Source organism: Streptomyces sp. NBC_01089, from assembly GCF_045162975.1.
Lineage (GTDB): Bacteria > Actinomycetota > Actinomycetes > Streptomycetales > Streptomycetaceae > Streptomyces.
This window is the reverse complement of record NZ_CP108660.1, coordinates 1,876,102-1,894,139: the sequence shown is the minus strand read 5'-3', so window position 1 is coordinate 1,894,139 and position 18,038 is coordinate 1,876,102. Positions and strand designations below refer to the sequence as shown.

Sequence of the window (18,038 nt, the reverse complement as noted above, 5' to 3'; positions counted from 1 at the left end):
GAGCAATTCATGATCATCGACAGCCATGGCCACTTCACCACGGCGCCACCCGCGCTGGGCAAGTGGCGGGACAAGCAGATACGGGCCTTCGAGGAGTCCGGCGCCCGGGTCCCGCCCGGCGAACTGCGCATCAGCGACGACGAGATCCGTACCGCCATCGAGAACGGGCAGCTGAAGCTGCAGACCGAGCGCGGCACCGATCTGACGGTCTTCTCGCCGGGTGCGGGCAAGATGGCCCACCACTACGGCGACGCGCGCACCAGCCTCGACTGGTCGCAGGTCAGCAACGACCTGATCGCCCGGGTGTGCGGTCTCTTCCCCGAGCGGTTCGTGGGCGTGTGCCAGCTCCCGCAGTCCCCCGGTGAGGAGCTGGCCGCGTCCGTACGCAACTCGGTCACCGAACTGGAGCGCTGCGTCGAGGAGTTGGGGTTCGTCGGCTGTCTGCTCAACCCGGACCCGTCGGACGGCTACTACCAGGCGCCGCCGCTGACGGACCGGGTGTACTACCCGCTCTACGAGAAGATGGCCGAGCTGGACGTACCCGCGATGATCCATGTCGCCATGTCGAGGAACCCGGCGATGCAGGGCACCTGCGCCCACTACCTCGCCGGTGACACCGCGGCGTTCATGCAGCTGTGCGAGTCGGACCTGTTCAAGGACTTCCCGACGCTGAAGCTGATCCTGCCGCACGGCGGCGGCGCCGTCCCGTACCACTGGGGCCGCTACCGCGGAATGATGCTGGACCGCGGCCGGCCGCCGCTGGAGGAGTCGGTCCTGCGCAATGTCTTCTTCGACACCTGCGTGTACCACAAGCGCGGCATGGAGTTGCTGCTCGACATCATTCCCGCCGGGAACGTCCTGTTCGCCTCGGAGATGATCGGCGCGGTCCGCAGCGTGGACCCGGAGACCGGGCGGCGGTTCGACGACACCAAGTACACCCTCGACTCCATCGGCAGCCTGAGCGAGACCGACCGGCAGGCGGTCTACGGAGGCAACGCCCTCCGGGTCTTCTCCCGGCTCGACGGCGTCCTGAAGGCGCGGGCGACAGCCGCGGCGAACGTGAAGGAGTCCCAGAAGTGAAGGTCTACGAAGCGCTGGCCGACGCGTTCGTCAAGGAAGGCACCAGCGATGTCTTCGGCATGATGGGTGACGCCAACATGCACTGGATGGCGGCACTCGCCGACCGCGGGGTGCGGTTGTACGAGGTGCGGCACGAGGGTTCCGGCCTCGGCATGGCGGACGGCTGGGCCCGCGGGTCGGGGCAGCCGGGCGTGGTCACCACGACCAGCGGCCCCGGTGTCTCGCAGCTGGCCACCTCGATGCTCTGCGCGAGCCGGGCGGGCACCCCGCTGGTCGCCTTCTGCGGGGAGACGCCCCTGGGGGACGAGGGGGCCACCCAGTACCTCGACCAGCGGCGCTTCGCCGCCGCGGTCGAGTGCGCGTTCATCCAGGTCACCCGGCCCGAGAACGCCCAGGAAGCCGTACGGAACGCCTTCTACCTGGCACGGACCGAGTCCAGGCCGGTCATGATCAGCGCGCCCTTCGACGTCCAGGTCGCCGATCTGGACGACTACGACGAGGACTACGTACCGTCCACCGCCCTGATCGAGAGGCCACGGCCGCTGCCGGACCCGGCGCGGATCGAGGCCGCCTGCGACCTGATCCAGGACGCCGAGCGCGTGGTGATCATCGCGGGGCGCGGTGCGCGCGGGGCGGACTCCGGCGAGGAGATCCTCGCCCTCCAGGAGCGGACCGGCGCCCTGCTGGCCACCACACTCCAGGCGAAGAACTGGCTGTGCGACCGCACCGAGTTCCACGTCGGTCTTTCGGGGCTGTTCGGCGACAAGACGTCGATGGAACTGCTCCAGGAGGCCGACTGCGTGATCGCGGTGGGCGCCAGCCTGAACCACTACACGATCGAGAGCGGCTACCTCTACCCCGAGGCCAAGTACGTCCAGATCGACACCGCCCCGCACCTGGTGATGGGCAACGGCCGGAGGGCGGACTGTTATCTGCAGGCCGACGCGGTCACCGCCCTCACCGAGCTGACGCGGGTGCTGGCGGAGCGGTCCGTCCGGCTGGAGGGCTTCCACACCGACCGGGTCCAGCAGCATCTGAGCGCCCGCGCCCAGCAGCCGGCCGACTACGTCCGCGAGCCGGGACGCGTCGACCCGCGCGAGGCGATCTGGATCCTCGACCACGAACTCCCGGGCGAGATGGGGCTGGTGCTGGGCAGCGGCCACCAGACCGACTTCGGCACCATGCTCTTCCAGCGCTCCCGTGACGTGCTCTCCAACTACGGCATGTTCGGCGCCATCGGCCAGGCCCCGCTGATCGCCATGGGCCAGATGGTCGCGCGGGGCAACAGGCCCGGCTTCGTGGTCGAGGGCGACGCGAGCTTCATCATGCACCTGTCGGAGTTCGAGACGGCGTGCCGGTACGACATCCCCCTGCTGGTCGTCGTGATGAACGACCAGGGCCTCGGCGCCGAGTACCACAAGGCGAAGGCGAAGGGACTCGACCCGGAGCTGGCGACCATCTCCACACCCGAACTGGGCACGGTCGCCCGGGCACTCGGCGGCGGCGGTGCCACCGTCCGCACCCCGCAGGAGCTGCGTGACGCCCTGGCGGAGTACGCACGGGCCCCCAGGCCCACCGTGATCGACGTCCGCATCACCCGTGCGGTGCTCAGTACCCCGTACCGCCGTATCCAGTACGGCGAGGACGTGTGAGCGGCGTGAGCGGGACCCGGCCGGCGACAGCGCTGAACGTACTGCTGGGCAACTACCCGCACACCCGGCCGCTGAAGGACGGGACCATCCCGGTGGACGGCGTGGACTGCCGGTACCCGGAGTCCGCCCCGCTGCCCCCGGCCTTCGCCCGGATGGTCCGCGAACTGGCCTACGACATCTGCGAGATGCCGATGGCCACCTACCTCCAGGCCCGGGACGCCGGCGTCCCGGTGACGCTGCTGCCCGTGGTGCTGGTGGGAGGCACCCACCACCGCTCCCTGACCCGGCTGCCGGACTCCCCGGAGACCACCCCCGGGGATCTCGCCGGCCGGCGCGTGGGCGTCCGCGCGTACGGCCAGACCACCGGGCTGTGGGTGCGGGGCTGGCTGCGGGAGGAGTACGGGGTCAGGTCGTCCGACGTCACCTGGGTGACCACCGAGGACGTCCATGTCGCCCAGTACGTCAACCCTCCGTACGTGGAACGGTCGCAGGCCGGGCGGGTCGTGGACCTGCTGCGCTCCCACGACGTCTCCGCCGCGGTGCTGGGCCCGAAGGCGATCGGCGGACAGGGCGCCGGCCTTGTCCCGCTCGTGGCGGACGCCGAGAACGCCGGCCTGGCATGGGCGCGGCGACACGGAACGATCCCGGCGAACCATCTGCTGGTGGTACGCGACGACGTCCTGCGCACCCGTCCCGACGCCGTGCTCGCCTTCTACCGGGCCCTGCGGAAGGCCATCGCCGACACCGCGGGCGAGCGTGACGACTCACCCGCGGGGCGTGCGGTCGCGGCCGGGTGGAGCACATCGCTGACCGCCTGTGTGGAGATCGCCGGACGGTACGCCCTGGAGCAGAGCCTCATCGGGGAACCGGTGGATGTCGCGGAGATCGAGCGGAAGACGGCCTTCCTCCAGGAGGAGCAGTGATGAGAGAGCCGGTAGGGCTGCGCAAGCGGGGCAACCCGCCCACGCGCGAGCCGGAGATCTGGACACCCGACCTGCTCGACAAGGTCGCCTGGCGGGTGAAGGCGGCCAACGAACCGTTCCGCGGGGTGGCCACGTCGGACGGCATCCGGCCCGGACTGTTCCCGCTGCGCGACACGGGCGCGGACGTCGCCAGGGTGCACCGGGCGGCGGAGGACTACCTGGCCGGTCTGACGGAGCGACAGCTCGCCGACGGCCGCTTCCCGATGGACGACGTGAGCTGGCGCCACTGGAACAACGGCGCCCGGTACTTCCTGCGCCACGGCATATTGCTGGAGGACCTCGACGACGCCGGACGTGAACGTGCCCTCGCCATCATCCGGGAGAGCCTCAGCGCGGACGGGTACCGCCAGACCGTCGACCTGATGCGTCTCAACCTCACCATCGGCGAGCTGAGCGACAACACACACGGGCTCAACGAGTGGCTGTACTGGTTCTCCCTCTACGGCGAGCCGGAGAACGGCGGCCCGTGGGGCTGGCAGCTGGACGGCCACCACGTCAACATCAACTGCGTCTTCGTCGGGGACCAGATGGTCCTCACCCCCTCCTTCCTCGGCGCGGAGCCGGTGATCGCCGGGTCCGGGAAGTACGCGGGGACCGTGGCCTTCCGGGGCGAGGAGGCGCTCGGCCACGAGCTGTTCACCCGGCTCGACGGACGACAGCGGGAGCGAGCCGTCATCGCGGACACGATGCCGCAGGAACTGCTCGTCGGAGCCTTCCGGGACAACTGGGAGCTCGACCACCAGGGGCTGCGGCTCGCCGAGATGTCCTCGGGCCAGCGGGAGACCGCGCTCCAGCTCCTCGGCCTGTACGTGAACCGGGCCGGTGACCAGCACGCTCGGACGCGTATGGCGGAGGTGCTGGCCCACGAGGGGGACACCCGCTTCGGCTGGGCCGGGGACCCGGACGGCACCTTCTACTACCGCCTGCACAGCCCGGTGATCCTCATCGAGTTCGAGCACATGGCCGGGGTGCTCTTCGACAACGACTACCCCTCACGCCGGCACATCCACACCATCGTCCGCACCCCCAACGGCAACGACTTCGGCGTCGACCTGCTGCGTCAGCACCACGAGCGGCACCACGGGCCGCGTACGGCACACCCCGGCCGGAAGCCCTGAGGCTCCGCCGGTTCCTGGGGCTTCCCCAGTCCCTGAGTTCTTGAGGTCCTGCGACACAGAGGAGAGAGAAATGAAGTTGGTGCTCGGCCGGGACGATCTCGCGGCAGCCGCGCTGGCGGCCGCCGGCGAAGCGGGTTCGGACCCTGAGCGGGTCGATGTCAAGCCGGTGCACAGGGCGTCCCGCGGTTTTGTGAACGAGTCGGACGTGGACCTGTGCGAACTGGCCATCGTGACCGTCCTGCAGGCCGTCGCCCACGGCAAGCCCGTGCTTCTGCTGCCCGTGACCACCCTCGGACGCCACCAGCACCAGACCCTGGTGACCCTCGGCAAGCTGTCGGTCGCCGATGTGGAGGGGCACAGCGTCGGAGTCCGCGCCTGGAGCCAGACGACCGGCGTGTGGGTGCGCGGGTTCCTCACCGAGCAGTACGGCGTCGACCTGCGCAAGGTGGCCTGGACCACGTACGAGGGCCACCACGTCAGGGGCGCCGACGACCCGTCCTGGGTGACGCGGGCACCGAAGGGGGCCAAGCTGCCCGCGGACTTCATGGAGGGCCGGGTCGACTTCGGGATCATGGGCAACGAACTGCCGTCCGACGACCGCATCCGCACCGCCGTCGACCACGCCCATGAGGTCGCCGAACAGTGGTCGCAGGCCCAGGGGTTCATCCCCGTCAACCATGTGGTCGGGGTGTCCGAGGCAGCCGCGGCGGAACACCCGGCCGCCGTCCTCGCCGCGTACGACGCGATGCGGGCGGTGCTCACCGCCACGGAGGAGAGCGGGCCGGTGGCCCGGCACCCGGTGGGGTTCGAAGGGCTGCGCGCCGCGTTCACCAAGGCGGCCGCCTACGCCCTGGAGCAGGACGTGATCCCGCGCGCCGTGGACTACGACGAACTCGTCGAGCGGACCTGCGCGGCGCTCGGCGTACCGGCGGCCCGCCTCGGCGGCTGAAGACCGCGGCACGGCCGGCCGGATCAGAATCAGACACAGCAAAGGACAGGGCATGGACAAGCTCACAGTGGTTCTCGGCGAGTTCCCGCACGCGCGGCCACTGCTGGACGGTGACGTCGAGCTGGACGGTTATCTGGTCGAGCCGGTGGAGGTCAAGCCGGTCATCGGCGCCTACCGGCGGATGATCAGGGACCTGGAGTTCGACGTGTGCGAACTGGCACCGGTCTCGTACCTGATGGCACGCCAGGAGGGCATTCCCCTCACCGCGGTCCCGGTGTTCCTCAACCGGCGCTTCCACCACGGCGATGTGCAGTGCGCCAAGGACTCGGGCATCCGTGTGCCGCGCGACCTGGAGGGACGCCGGGTCGGCGTGCGCGCCTACTCGGTGAGCACCGGCGTATGGGTGCGTGGCGTGCTGCGCGACGAGTACGGGGTGGACATCGACAAGATCACCTGGGTGGTGGACGACGACGACCACATCGAGGGCCGCGCCCCGGCCAATGTCGAGCGCGTCACCGACGGCCGCTCGCTGGGCGAGCTGCTGCACGCAGGAGAGATCGACGCCGCGCTGACCGGCAACGCCGGAACGGGGCGGGCGGGCGCGCCCAAGGACGGCTGGACGGCGGCCGCCGAGCCGGAGCCCGGGAGCGACGGCAGCCCCTACCCGCTCTTCCCCGAGGCCGGCACCCTCGCCGCCGACCATTACCTGCGGACCGGCGTCTACCCCCTGCACTCGCTGATCTCCGTCCGCTCCGAGCTGGTGGAGCGCGACCCGGGCCTGCCGGCCAAGCTGTACGCCGCGTTCGCGGAGAGCAAGCGCCGGCACCTCGCGGCCCGGCCCGGGTGGTCGGCGGTGCCCCGGCTGTCCCGTCAGGCGAGCGCCATCGGTGGCGACCCCGTCCCGTACGGCATCAAGGCCAACGAGCCCAGCCTCAACGCGATGGTGCGGTTCGCCAAGGACCAGGGCCTGCTCGACGCGGACTTCCCCGCCGGTCTGCGTTCGCTGTTCGCCGCTGGCGACTACCCGGACGCCTGAGCCGGCCCGTACAGAACACACCCGAGGCAAAGGAGCACCACACGTGGACATCGTCGACGCACACTGCCACATCATCTCCGAAGACCGGACCGGCTACCCCGAGGCCCCGCTCGGGGGCAAGCAGTCGAAGTGGGCCGCGACCCGGCCGGTGACCGCCGAAGGCATGGTCAGCCGCATGGACGAGACCGGCATCGGCCAGGCCGTCCTGGTCCAGGCCACCACGCACTACGGCTACGACAACTCGTACGTACTCGACAGCAGCCGGCACCGGCCGGAGCGCTTCGTCGCGGTCGGCACGGTCGACCCGCTGCGCCCGGAGGCTGCCGCCGAGCTCAGGGCCGCGGTCGGCGAGGGCGGCCTGGCCGGTGTGCGGCTGTTCACCAGCGGCAGTACCGTGCCCACACAGGGGGAGTGGTTCGTCGCCCCGGAGACCTTCCCCTTCTGGGAGCAGGCCGGGGAACTCGGTCTGCCGGTCTGCCTCCAGATGCGGCTCGGGCCGGCCACCGGGCAGCTGGTGGAACTCCTGGAGCGGTTCCCCGGCGTGCAGGTGCTCCTCGATCACATCGGCTACCCCGACATCGAAGCGTCGCCCGCCCGCGCGGGCGCCGAGGTCGCGGCACTCGCGGCCCACCCGGGCCTGCACCTCAAGCTCACCCACCGCAATCTCGAACGGCTGCTGGACGCCGGAGAGCGCGCCGGTGACTTCCTCGACCCGGTCGTCGGGGCGTTCGGGGCGGAGCGGATCGCCTGGGGGTCGAACTGCCCGGCGGCCGAGCAGACCCTGCCGGAACTCCTCGGCCTCGCCCGGAAGGTCCTCGCGGGGCTGCCGGAGCGGGACCGGCAGGAGATCTTCGCGGGAACGGCCCGGCGTCTGTACCCGTCTTTGGGCGGATACGGGAGCTGATGGAACATGCCGTCGGCTAGGGTTCCCGCCTCGGATCTCATCCCTACAGAAGGCAAAGGCGGCCAAGGTGGACAGCGACAGCATCGGTGCGGAGCCGGGGGCGAAGGCGCCGGGCACCCGCTACAGCCAGGCGTACGAGGGTCTTCGCGCACTGCTGCTGTCGGGGAGCATCGAACCCGGCACGCGGTTGACCGAGGCGGACCTGACCAGGATGTTCAACGTCTCGCGCAGTACCATGCGCAGCGCTCTGGTGCGGCTGACGCAGGAGGGCTACGTCACCAGCGAGGTCAATCGCGGGGTACGGACGAGGAGCTTCTCCCCGGAGGAGGCGGCGGACATCCTGGAGGCCCGCGAAACGCTGGAGTCGGCCCTCGCGGGCAAGGCGGCGGAGCGGGCCACCGAGGAGGAGATCGAGGACATGCGCCGAACCCTCCAGGAGATGGAGGAGGCGCGGTCCCGCGGGGACGAGGACTCCTACTCCCGGGGCAACCGCCGTTTCCACCAGCAGATCAAGCACGCCGCGCACCAGACGACACTCGCCCGCGCCTACGACACGCTGCTCTACCCCCTGGTGATGCGCCAGTACCGCAATCTCTCCGCACAGCACCCGCGCACCGGGTCGCTGGAGGAACACCAGGTCATCTTTCTCGCCATCGTCACCCGCAACCCCGACGCCGCCCTCGCGGCGATGCGCCATCACGTCGGCTCCGCCCGCAGGGCGCTGCTGTTGGACAAGTCCCCGGTGACGCCGGTCACCTGACACGGCGCCGGGGCCGGAAGGACCCCATGCGTCACACCGTGGACACGGAAGCAGGGCCCGTCGAGGGCATACCGTGCCGGAACCGTTCCGTCACCGTCTTCCGCGGCATCCCCTACGCGGCCCCGCCCGTCGGCGATCTGAGGTGGCGGCCGCCGCAGCCGCCGCCGCGCTGGGAGGGGGTCCGCAGGGCCGACCGGTTCGGCCCGATGTGCCCCCAGGCGCCGACGGAGGCGGCCGCGACCGGCGTCGACGTGCCGATGAGCGAGGACTGCCTGAGCCTCAACATCTGGACGGGCGCGCCCTCCTCCGCCGAACTCCGCCCGGTCCTGGTGTGGATCTACGGCGGCGGCTTCCGCGAGGGCACGGGGGCACATCCCCGTTACGACGGCGAGAAGCTGGCGGACCAGGGCCTCGTCGTCGTCACCTTCAACTACCGTCTCGGCGCCTTCGGTTTCCTCGCCACACCGGAGCTGAGCGAGGAGTCGGAACACGGCGCGTCCGGGAACTACGGGCTGCTCGACTGCGTCGCCGCCCTGCGCTGGGTGCGCGACAACATCACGCGCTTCGGCGGCGACGCGGGCCGGGTCACCGTCGCCGGCCAGTCGGCGGGCGCCGGCGCGGTCAACTTCCTCGCGCTGTCCCCGCAGGCGAAGGGGCTGTTCCGCCGTGCGATCGCGCAGAGCCATGCCAGATACGCACGCGATCCCGAACTCCGCTATCTGTCCACCTCCTACCGTCTGTCGGCCGACGCCGAGGCCGCGGGGGACCGGTACACCCGGGAACACGGCGCGCGCACCATCGGCGAGCTGCGGTCCCTGCACTGGCGCAAGCTGGTCGACGGGCACCATCCGCTGGACACGGCCGTCGAGACCGGCGGTGCGTCGGGGCCGCCGCTGTTCCGTCCCGTCGTCGACGGGTGGGCGATCCCCGCAGGCTACGACGAGACGTACACCAAGGGCCTGCAGAACGACGTCGACTACCTCACCGGGAACAACCTCGACGAGAGCGGGGCCGTCCCGCAGAGCATGGTTGCGGCCCTGCGCACCGGGCGGCGTACGGTCAGGCCCGGATCGCCTCCGGTGAACGTGACGCTCGACCAGCACATCGCGGCGGCCGGGCGGAAGTTCGGGCCTCTCGCCGAGGAATTCCTGCGGCTCTACCCGGCCCGCACGGACGACGAGGCGGCCCGCGCGAGCAGCAGTGCGGCACGCGACAACTCCCGTATCTCCACCTGGCTGTGGGGCACCGACTGGACACGCCGGGCCACCGGCAGGCTGCACACCTACTTCTGGACCCACCGCACGACGGCCGCCGACGCGGGCCCCCGGCGCGCATCCCACGGCTCCGAGATCGATTACGTCTTCGGCAACCCGGCGGGCGGCACCGGGGCGTGGACCGGGACGGACCACGAGATCGCGCGGACCCTCTCCGCCTACTGGGTCAACTTCGTCGCCACCGGTGACCCCAACGGCGCCGGTCTGCCCCACTGGCCCGCCTTCTCGGCGGACGCCGGCAGCGTCATGGAGATCGGCGCGGCCTTCGGACCCGTCCCGGTCGCGGACCGGGCGCACACCGACTTCTGGATCCGATTCTTCTCCACCCAACAGCCCTGGTGAACAAAGGAGTTCCCATGAAGTACCGCAGGAACCGCCCCTTCATCGCACTGTCCGCCTCCGCGGTGCTCGCCGCCCCGCTGATGACCGCCTGCGGCAACGACGGCTCGCCGTCGGTCGGTTCTGACGGCAAGACCACCGTCTCGGTGGGAGTGAGCGGCAATGTCTTCGACCTGTCCATACGCCTGGCGGAGGAGAACGGCTACTTCGCCAAGCAGAACATCAAGATCAAGTACGTGACGCTGACCGCCGCGACGGGCACATCGGCCCTGCAGTCGGGTTCGGTGCAGTTCCTCAACTCCAGCCCGACCAGCTATCTGGCAGGACTCTCCAAGGGGCTGCCGGAGCTGTCGGTCGCCACCAACGGAGGAGGCAACCCGCTCGGCGTGGTCGTCAGTACCAGGTTCGCGAAGAAACACGGCCTGACCGCGACCAGCCCGGCGGACAAGGTGGCCAAGGCGCTGGCCGGCTCGACGGCGGGCGCCAGCTCCGCCAACACCAAGGCCGAGGCAGGCATCTTCCTCAAGGCGCACGGCGTCGCCCCGGACGGCCTGAAGTGGGTCTCCCTGCCGAGCCCGGCAGCCGACAAGGCCGCCCTCACCAAGGGCGAGGTCGACTGGTTCATCACATCCGAGCCGATACCGCTGCAGGTCCAGCACGAGGGCGACGGCATTGTGGTGGCCGATCCGCTCAAGGTCCCCCAGTGGTCCTACGCGGACGCCGGATACGGCCAGGTCGTGGCCGTGAAGCAGAGCTACGCGAAGTCCGACCCCACCACGGTGAAGGGGTTCGCCACCGCCGTCCAGCAGGCCACCGCCTACCTCAGGACGCACCAAGCCGATGACAAGAACGTCCTGGGCGCGGCGCGCAAGACCCTGCCGGGTGTGCCCGACGACGTACTGAGCGCCGCGGTCAAGCAGGTGGACTGGCCCCGGAGCGCCGCGCAGGACGCCGCCGGATGGCAGAAGACCGTCGCCTTCGTGAAGAACGGCATCGGCGCCGTGCCGGACGCGAGCGTGTCGTCCGGCGACTGGACCAACAAGTACCTGCCGTGACACGTCCGAACTCAACCGGAAGGGAGCAGACCATGGCGATCGTCACCGACAAAGCAGTGACCAAGCCCGAGCCCGACACGTCCGGGCGGCCCGCGAAGAAGAAGTACGCGGGCTGGCAGAGCACGACCAGTGTCATCGCCCTGCGCGTCCTGGTGATCGTGGCCGCCCTCGTCCTGTGGCAGGTGATGAGCGGTCCCGTCGTACCCGAGTACGCGGTCAGCAAGCCCACCGACGTCTACGACGCGCTCATCAAGATGTTCGGTTCGGCCTCCGGGTGGACCGACATCAAGGTCACCGCAACCGAGGTGCTGGCGGGCTTCGGTCTCGGCGTCGTCGCGGGGACGGTGATGGGCCTGGTGCTGGGCTCCTTCCCGCTCCTGGGGCGGGTGCTCGAACCGCTCGTCGCGGCCGTCAACGGCATCCCGAAGATCGCACTCGCCCCGCTTTTCCTGCTGTTCTTCGGTATCGGCCCCTGGTCGAAGATCACCATCGCGATGACCGGTGTCGCCTTCGTGGTCTTCTACAACATCTATCTCGGGCTGCGGCTGCGTGAACGCGAACTCGTCGAAGTCGTCCAGGTGATGGGCGGGCGCAGGCACCACGTCCTGGGCTACGTGACGATTCCGACGCTCGCCGCCCCCTTCTTCGCCGCGCTCAAGACGGGCGGTCCGCTGGCCATCCTCGGTGTGATCGGCGGTGAGTTCATCGCCTCGTCCGAAGGCGTGGGGCACGAGCTGTTCACCGCGGCCCAGAACCTCGACGCGGCCGCCGAGTTCGCCGGTCTCATCGTCCTCGTCGTGCTGACGCTCGCCCTCAACGGTGTGCTGACCGCGCTGGACTCGTACGCCCTGAAACGGCTCGGCCTCGCGGCCCGCCGCCGCCCACAGCCCAAGGGCTGAGCCGCGCCGCCGCAGGACGGGCGCACAGGCCCCCACAACGGGAAAGGACAGTCCCACCGATGAACGAACTCCCGCGCACCTCACCGTCCGCCGGCCGGGGAGTGGGGTCGCCGCCGTCCGGGCGGCCCTCCCGCCGGGCGGTGCTCGCGGCGGCCACGGCGTCGGCCGCGACCGCCCTGCCACTGCTCTCCGCCGCCACCGCCGCCGCGTCCACCGCCCCGGACCGGCACGGTGACTTGCTCTACATCGGCACCTGGGGCCAGAACCAGGTGCATGCCGTCCGGTTCGACCCCGTCCACGGCACCATGGCCTCCCTCGGGGCCGTGGCGGAGGTCAGCTCGAACTGGGTCGCGGCGCACCCGGACCGCCCTGTCCTGTACGTCGCAGGCGGCGAACAGGGCGGGCTCGTCCGTACCTTCCGTATCGACGACGCGTCGGGTGCCCTCAGCCGGACCGGCGAGATCGCGACGGAGGCGGTCCCCGGCGGCAGCGGCGGCCTGTCGTACATCGGGCTGAACGCGGACGCGGACACCCTGCTGGTCGCCGACTTCGCGACCGGCTGCGCGGCGACCGTGCCGGCCGGGCGGGACGGCGGGCTCGGTGCCGTGGCCTCCAGCGTGCAGGACACCGGGTCAGGGCCGAATCCGCGTCAGGACGGGCCGCATACGCACCATGTGGTCATCGACCCGAGCCGCAGGTTCGCGCTGGTCGCGGACTTCGGCGCCGACCGGGTGTTCGTCCGCGACCACGACCGGGCCTCGCACCGGCTGTCCGCCCGAACGCCCGCGGGCCGCGGCTCCTGGGTGACGGCTCCGGGGTCGGGCCCGCGGCGTCTGGTGTTCCACCCGGGCGGGCGGACGGTCTATCTGCTCAATGAACTCACCGCCGACATCCAGATCCTGGGATGGGATGCCAGGACCGGCGTCCTGACGCCCCGCGGGCTCGTGACGACCAACGCGCCGGACCACACCGGCGCCACGAGCGGCGCCGAACTGGCGATCAGCCGGGACGGCCGTCATGTCTACACCTCCAACCGCGGTGACAACACCCTGGTCGTCTTCTCGGCCGACCCCGGCACCGGCCTGCTCACCGAGGCGCAGCGCCTGCCCTGCGGCGGCGTCACCCCGTGGAGCTTCTCGCTGCACCCCGGCGGGCGCTGGCTGTTCGTGGCGAACGAGGCGAGCAGCACGGTCGACCTCTTCCGGGTGGACCCGGGGTCCGGGCGCCTCACGGACACGGGCACCTCCGTGGCCGTCCCCCATCCCGACTGCGTCGCGGTCCGTGCCTCGCGGGGCGCGGCGGGCCCCACCCGCCTCTGACCATGTGACTCCGCCGGACCGAACAACCCTGTTTCACATCGGGAGTTGAGGAGCTACGGCCCTCAACTCCCGTTTGATTGTCGGACAACAAAATACCGGCCCGTGACTGTGTGTCGATGTGCGCACCGTGTTTGTGCGGGATCCCTTGTGGGGGGATTCCCCTGGTGTTACGGTCACGCCGAACTTGTTCGACAATCCATGCGACGGATGCATGTGACCCGCGAACCGAGGCACCTCCTGGGAACCGTGCTGAGCCGCAGCCGGTAGAGCCTCCTCCCCCACACAACTGCCCTTCACCCGGTGCGCGGTGGATCTCCCGGGCGGTGTCCTGGGCGGTCTCCCGGGCGGTCGTACGTCCGTCGCCGACGAAAGGACCCGAACAGCGATGTCACCTGACATGAAGCGTCGAGCGTTCCTCACCGCAGGGGCAGCCGTCGCCGGCGCAGCGCTGCTGCCCAGGCCGTTCGCCGTGGCGGCGGCCGCCGCCGGCAAGAAGGGGGTGATGCTGATGAACCGAATCGGTCCGTCCTCGTCCACCCTGTACCTCGCCGACGCCGACGGCTCCAACGAGCGCGTGCTGCTGCAGAACGCGGGGTTCGACTACCACGCGGCCTTCTCCGCCGACGGCGCTTCGGTGTTCTTCACGTCGGAGCGGACGGGCGACGGCAACTCCTGCCTCTACCGGGCCGGTACGGACGGCTCGGGCGTCAAGTCCCTGGTTTCCGGCCCGGCGATGAACGACTGGGCCGTGCCGTCGCCCGACGGCACCAAGGCGGCCTTCGTCTCCACGAGCGGGGACCACAGGACGCAGATCTGGCTGCTCGACCTCGCCACGGAGAAGCTGACCGACCTGACCGGCACGGCGGCACTCGCCGGTGACCCCGCGAGCCCGGACGGGCACTTCCGGCCCTCCTGGTCGCCGGACGGCCGGTGGATCGCCTTCTCCAGCGACCGCAACACCGCCTGGCGCGGGCACGGCAACGGCACCGGCTGGGAGCACACGCAGGAGCTGAGCATCTACGTGGTACGGCCGGACGGCACCGGCTTCCGCCAGGTCGCGACCCGGGACGGGTACTGCCTCGGCTCGCCGAAGTGGTCGCCGGACGGCTCCCGGATCGTCTTCTACGAGATCACCGTCGAAGGCACCTGGGGCGCCCACCGCCCGGAGGACATCGGGACCGTGGAATCCCAGATCGTCTCGGTCGACGTGGCGACCGGCGCCCGCGTCGAGCACACCTCGGGCCCCAACCTGAAGGTGGCGCCCCAGTACGTGACCGCGACGGAGATCGGTTACCTCGTCAAGGGCGGCGCCGACGAGGGTCTGGCCTATGTCTCCGATACGCGTCCGGCCGTCAAGCGGACGCTGCGCTCTCCGGTCTGGTCGCCGGACGGGACGTCGGTGATCTACGAGAAGCTCGACTACACGACGCGCGCCCTCGACGCGCCGCTCCACAGCTGGGACCCGGACTGGGACTACCGCTTCTGCGACGTCTTCCCCGCGCTGTCCAAGGACGGGCGCCTCGCGATCACGGACAAGCAGGTCGGCACGTCCTCGATCGTCACCATGCGCCCGGACGGTTCGGACCAGAAGGTCGTCTTCGACAGCTCCACGGCGGGCCTCGACCCGGTGATGGTGGCGCAGGGGCTGGCCGGTGCCTTCCGGCCCGCCTGGTCGCACGACGGCAAGTGGATCGTGTTCGGTGTGGGCGGCTGGTTCCAGACCCGTGCGACGAGTGGTGCCGTGCTCGTGCGGGTGCCCAGCGACGGCTCCTCGCACGAGGTGCTCACGGACGGCACGGTCAACTCCGGCTTCCCCAGCTGTTCGCAGGACGGCAAGCGGATCGTCTACCGCGTGTGGGGCCAGGAGATGGGCCTGCGCGTCCTCGACCTCGACACCGGCGCGACGACGGTCCTCACCACCGAGTCCGACAACCTGCCCGACTGGTCCTGGGACGGCAAGCTCATCCTCTTCACCCGCAAGACGAGCCCGACCAACTTCGACGTCTGCACCATCAAGCCCGACGGCAGCGGCCTGAAGATCCTCACGAGCAGCGGTGCCAACGACGGGCACGCCGTCTGGAACTACGACGGCCGCATTCTCTACAGCAGCGGTATGTACGGCTTCCAGGAGGAGGCCGCGCTGTACGACGACACCTTCCAGCCGTACGGCCAGATCTTCAGCATGAACGCGGACGGTTCCGACAAGAAGATGCTGACCGACAGCCAGTGGGAGGACTCGATGCCGCTCTTCCTCACCCAGGACGTCCTGTCCAAGTGACCTGACCGGCACTCGCAGGGGCGGCCGAAGCCGGTGACAGGGGATTCGGCCGCCCTTCGCGTGTCCGCCGGGGCCAGGGGGGAGGGCCGGGCCGGCGGCGGATCAACCTGATCGTGCTCAGCTCTTCAGCACGTTCAGCTCTTCAGTCGGGCCTCCTGTCCGTGGCGGTCAGTGCTTTGAACAGCCCGGCCCTGACGGTGGTGAGGAGCCGGGACGACATCGTGCGTTTGGGTACGGCCATGGGAGTTCCCTGAATGTGGTGGTCCGGACGGTCTGTTCAGTGGACGGGGTCGAGAAGGCCGTCGAAGGCCGCCGGGAAGTCCTTCCAGGCTTCGGCTCCGCCCTCCATCTCGTGGTCGGTCAGCAGGCACGACGCCAGGACGGAGGTCAGCCGGTCCCGGTCGAGGCCGGGTGAGGTGAAGACCAGGTGCTGGCAGCGGTCCCCGTGTTCGGGGTGCCAGTCGAGTGCGGCGGCCGCCCTGCGGACCGCCGGTACCAGGTCCCAGGCCGCGTCCGGCAGCGAGGCCAGCCAGGGCCCCGTTCCCTCCACGCAGAGGGCGCCGCCCGCCGCGTCCCAGGACAGGAGGGTGTCGGGCCGGTCGGCGAGCCAGAAGCGGCCGCGGCTGCGGGTCGCCGCGCAGCAGAGGTCCTCCAGGGCGTCGTACAGGCGCTCCGGGTGGAACGGGCGTCTGCTGTGCCAGACCAGCGTGGCGACTCCTGCCTCGTCCGCGTCCTGGGGGAGCAGGGCGCAGGCCGGGTGCTGCGCCGCGGCGGCGGCGCCCACGTCGAAGCCGGCGAACGCCAGGCGTGCGAGCTGCGGCGAGTCGAGCGCGACGCGGCGCGCCGTCGGGTGCAACTGCCGCAGCAGGGCGAGGTCGGCCGGGTCCGCGTCGTCGTGGTCGACCAGGACGTGCACGGCCGGGTATTCGAGCTGGCGGGCGAAGGTGTCGCCGACGGTCCGCCGGTCCGTCCCGGCTGCCGCCAGGCCCGCCTCCGCGAGGTCGTCCCCGTTGCCGAGGCAGGCGAGCAGCAGGGACGGGTCCACGGCCGCCATCACATTGGTCACCCGCAGGAAGCCCTCGCCGTGAGCGGCCACCAGTTCCGCCATGGCGCGTGGTTCGACGGAGTCCCAGAGTTCGACCACCGCGAGGCGGGTCGTTCCGTCCTCGGCCAGCCGTCGCAGCTCGGGGACCAGGTCCTCCCGCAGGGCGCAGCACGCACAGTCGTTGACCAGCGGCGTCTCGCCGCGTGACCAGGTGTCCGCGGTGTCGCGGACGCTGCGCAGCACGGTTCCGGAGGGGGCCGTGGACAGATCGTGATGGAGGGCGACGCTGCCGGGTACGTCGAACAGCAGCCGGTTCACGGTCCGCCGGCGTGCCTCGGCGTGCAGTCCGGCGACGATGACGACCGGCAGCTCGGCGGGGTGAGGGGCCATCACCGGGCTCCGTGGCGGTGGCGGGAATGCGGGTCGGATTTCACAGCGGTTCGTTCCTTGTCGGGGTGGTGTCGGGGGTGGCGCCGGCGTACGGCACGGGGGGTGCCGGGGAGGGCCGGGGGGTCACCGTTCTTCACGGAACTCGACGTGTCGGCGGACGACCGGGTCGTACTTCCGCAGGGTCAGGCGGTCGGGGTCGTTGCGGCGGTTCTTCCGGGTCACGTAGGTGCAGCCGGTGCCTGCTGTCGAGCGGAGTCTGACGATCGGGCGGATCTCGGTGCGTGCCATACGGGTAGCATACGACAACGATTTTCATTTCCGATAGGGGTTCGCCCCGGGGAAGGACAGACCTCCGTATGTCTGCGCACTGCCAACTGACCGGCGCCCGTCCGGGCTTCGGCAACAACATCTCCCATTCGCACCGCCGCACCCCGCGCCGGTTCGACCCGAACATCCAGCGCAAGCGGTACTGGCTCCCGAGCGAGGGCCGTCATGTCCGGCTCGTCCTCAGTGCCAGGGCGATCAGGACCGTCGACACCATCGGCATCGAGGCCGCCGTGGCACGTATCAGGGCACGAGGGGGGCGTGTCTGATGGCCCGCAAGAGCAAGATCGCGAAGAACGAACAGCGCAAGGAGACCGTCCTGCGCTACGCCGCCCGCCGGGCCGAACTCAAGGAGACCATCCGCAGGCCGGGCACCGGTGACGCCGAACGGGCCGCCGCTCTGGCCGAGTTGCGCCGCCAGCCGAGGGACGCCGGCGCGACCCGGGTCCGCAACCGCGACAGGGTGGACGGCCGACCGCGCGGGCACCTGCGCAAGTTCGGTCTCTCGCGGGTGCGGATGAGGGAGCAGGCGCATGCCGGATTCCTGCCCGGAGTGACCAAGTCCTCCTGGTGAGGTTCCCGGCGGGCGGGTCCGTGGCCGTACGGGCCCGCCCGCCGGGGCTCAGCGCCGTG

At 70.6% G+C, this 18,038-nt stretch carries 17 protein-coding genes; 15 read left to right on the top strand and 2 right to left on the bottom strand.

The window, feature by feature from the left end:
* Window positions 1-9 precede the first annotated feature (9 nt).
* The 13 genes from OG510_RS08355 (at window position 10) to OG510_RS08295 (ending at window position 15,646) form a co-directional block, all read left to right on the top strand.
* Window positions 10-1,080 (top strand): amidohydrolase family protein, encoded by a 1,071-nt coding sequence (locus OG510_RS08355; protein ID WP_406136139.1) that lies wholly within the window; start codon window positions 10-12, stop codon window positions 1,078-1,080.
* Window positions 1,077-2,732 (top strand): thiamine pyrophosphate-binding protein, encoded by a 1,656-nt coding sequence (locus OG510_RS08350; RefSeq protein WP_406136138.1) that lies wholly within the window; start codon window positions 1,077-1,079, stop codon window positions 2,730-2,732. Before OG510_RS08355 ends, OG510_RS08350 begins: the two co-directional genes overlap by 4 nt.
* A gap of 5 nt (window positions 2,733-2,737) precedes the next feature.
* Complete coding sequence (locus OG510_RS08345) at window positions 2,738-3,655, top strand: ABC transporter substrate-binding protein (protein ID WP_406136137.1); 918 nt, start codon at window positions 2,738-2,740, stop codon at window positions 3,653-3,655.
* Entirely contained in the window at window positions 3,655-4,833 is a 1,179-nt protein-coding gene (locus OG510_RS08340; RefSeq protein WP_406136136.1) for a DUF3500 domain-containing protein, read from the top strand. Before OG510_RS08345 ends, OG510_RS08340 begins: the two co-directional genes overlap by 1 nt.
* A gap of 70 nt (window positions 4,834-4,903) precedes the next feature.
* Complete coding sequence (locus OG510_RS08335; protein WP_406136135.1) at window positions 4,904-5,782, top strand: hypothetical protein; 879 nt, start codon at window positions 4,904-4,906, stop codon at window positions 5,780-5,782.
* 52 nt (window positions 5,783-5,834) lie between these two features.
* Window positions 5,835-6,818, top strand: coding sequence for an ABC transporter substrate-binding protein (locus tag OG510_RS08330; protein WP_406136134.1), 984 nt, complete (start codon window positions 5,835-5,837; stop codon window positions 6,816-6,818).
* A 43-nt stretch (window positions 6,819-6,861) separates the two neighbouring features.
* Entirely contained in the window at window positions 6,862-7,722 is an 861-nt protein-coding gene (locus OG510_RS08325; protein WP_406136133.1) for an amidohydrolase family protein, read from the top strand.
* Between the two features lie 67 nt (window positions 7,723-7,789).
* Complete coding sequence (locus tag OG510_RS08320; protein ID WP_406136132.1) at window positions 7,790-8,482, top strand: GntR family transcriptional regulator; 693 nt, start codon at window positions 7,790-7,792, stop codon at window positions 8,480-8,482.
* A 26-nt stretch (window positions 8,483-8,508) separates the two neighbouring features.
* Complete coding sequence (locus OG510_RS08315; protein ID WP_406136131.1) at window positions 8,509-10,098, top strand: carboxylesterase/lipase family protein; 1,590 nt, start codon at window positions 8,509-8,511, stop codon at window positions 10,096-10,098.
* 14 nt (window positions 10,099-10,112) lie between these two features.
* The gene (locus tag OG510_RS08310) at window positions 10,113-11,150 is read left to right on the top strand and encodes an ABC transporter substrate-binding protein (protein WP_406136130.1); all 1,038 of its coding nucleotides are present in this window, start codon (window positions 10,113-10,115) and stop codon (window positions 11,148-11,150) included.
* 32 nt (window positions 11,151-11,182) lie between these two features.
* Entirely contained in the window at window positions 11,183-12,049 is an 867-nt protein-coding gene (locus OG510_RS08305; RefSeq protein WP_406136129.1) for an ABC transporter permease, read from the top strand.
* A 59-nt stretch (window positions 12,050-12,108) separates the two neighbouring features.
* Window positions 12,109-13,368, top strand: coding sequence for a lactonase family protein (locus OG510_RS08300; RefSeq protein ID WP_406136128.1), 1,260 nt, complete (start codon window positions 12,109-12,111; stop codon window positions 13,366-13,368).
* A 385-nt stretch (window positions 13,369-13,753) separates the two neighbouring features.
* Window positions 13,754-15,646: a hypothetical protein gene (locus OG510_RS08295; RefSeq protein WP_406136127.1), complete on the top strand. Its 1,893-nt coding sequence runs from the start codon at window positions 13,754-13,756 to the stop codon at window positions 15,644-15,646.
* A gap of 277 nt (window positions 15,647-15,923) precedes the next feature.
* Here OG510_RS08295 and OG510_RS08290 read toward each other — a convergent pair whose 3' ends face one another.
* Together OG510_RS08290 and rpmG are read right to left on the bottom strand one after the other, a co-directional pair.
* Window positions 15,924-17,081, bottom strand: a complete 1,158-nt coding sequence (locus tag OG510_RS08290) for a CobW family GTP-binding protein (protein ID WP_406136126.1) — start codon at window positions 17,079-17,081, stop codon at window positions 15,924-15,926.
* A gap of 123 nt (window positions 17,082-17,204) precedes the next feature.
* Complete coding sequence (gene rpmG, locus OG510_RS08285) at window positions 17,205-17,369, bottom strand: 50S ribosomal protein L33 (RefSeq protein ID WP_406136124.1); 165 nt, start codon at window positions 17,367-17,369, stop codon at window positions 17,205-17,207.
* A 68-nt stretch (window positions 17,370-17,437) separates the two neighbouring features.
* Here rpmG and rpmB point away from each other — a divergent pair, with 68 nt between their 5' ends.
* The gene (rpmB, locus tag OG510_RS08280; RefSeq protein WP_164259622.1) at window positions 17,438-17,674 is read left to right on the top strand and encodes a 50S ribosomal protein L28; all 237 of its coding nucleotides are present in this window, start codon (window positions 17,438-17,440) and stop codon (window positions 17,672-17,674) included.
* Window positions 17,674-17,979 (top strand): 30S ribosomal protein S14, encoded by a 306-nt coding sequence (rpsN, locus tag OG510_RS08275; RefSeq protein WP_406136123.1) that lies wholly within the window; start codon window positions 17,674-17,676, stop codon window positions 17,977-17,979. The genes rpmB and rpsN overlap by 1 nt, the downstream gene beginning before the upstream one ends.
* Window positions 17,980-18,038: the final 59 nt, after the last annotated feature.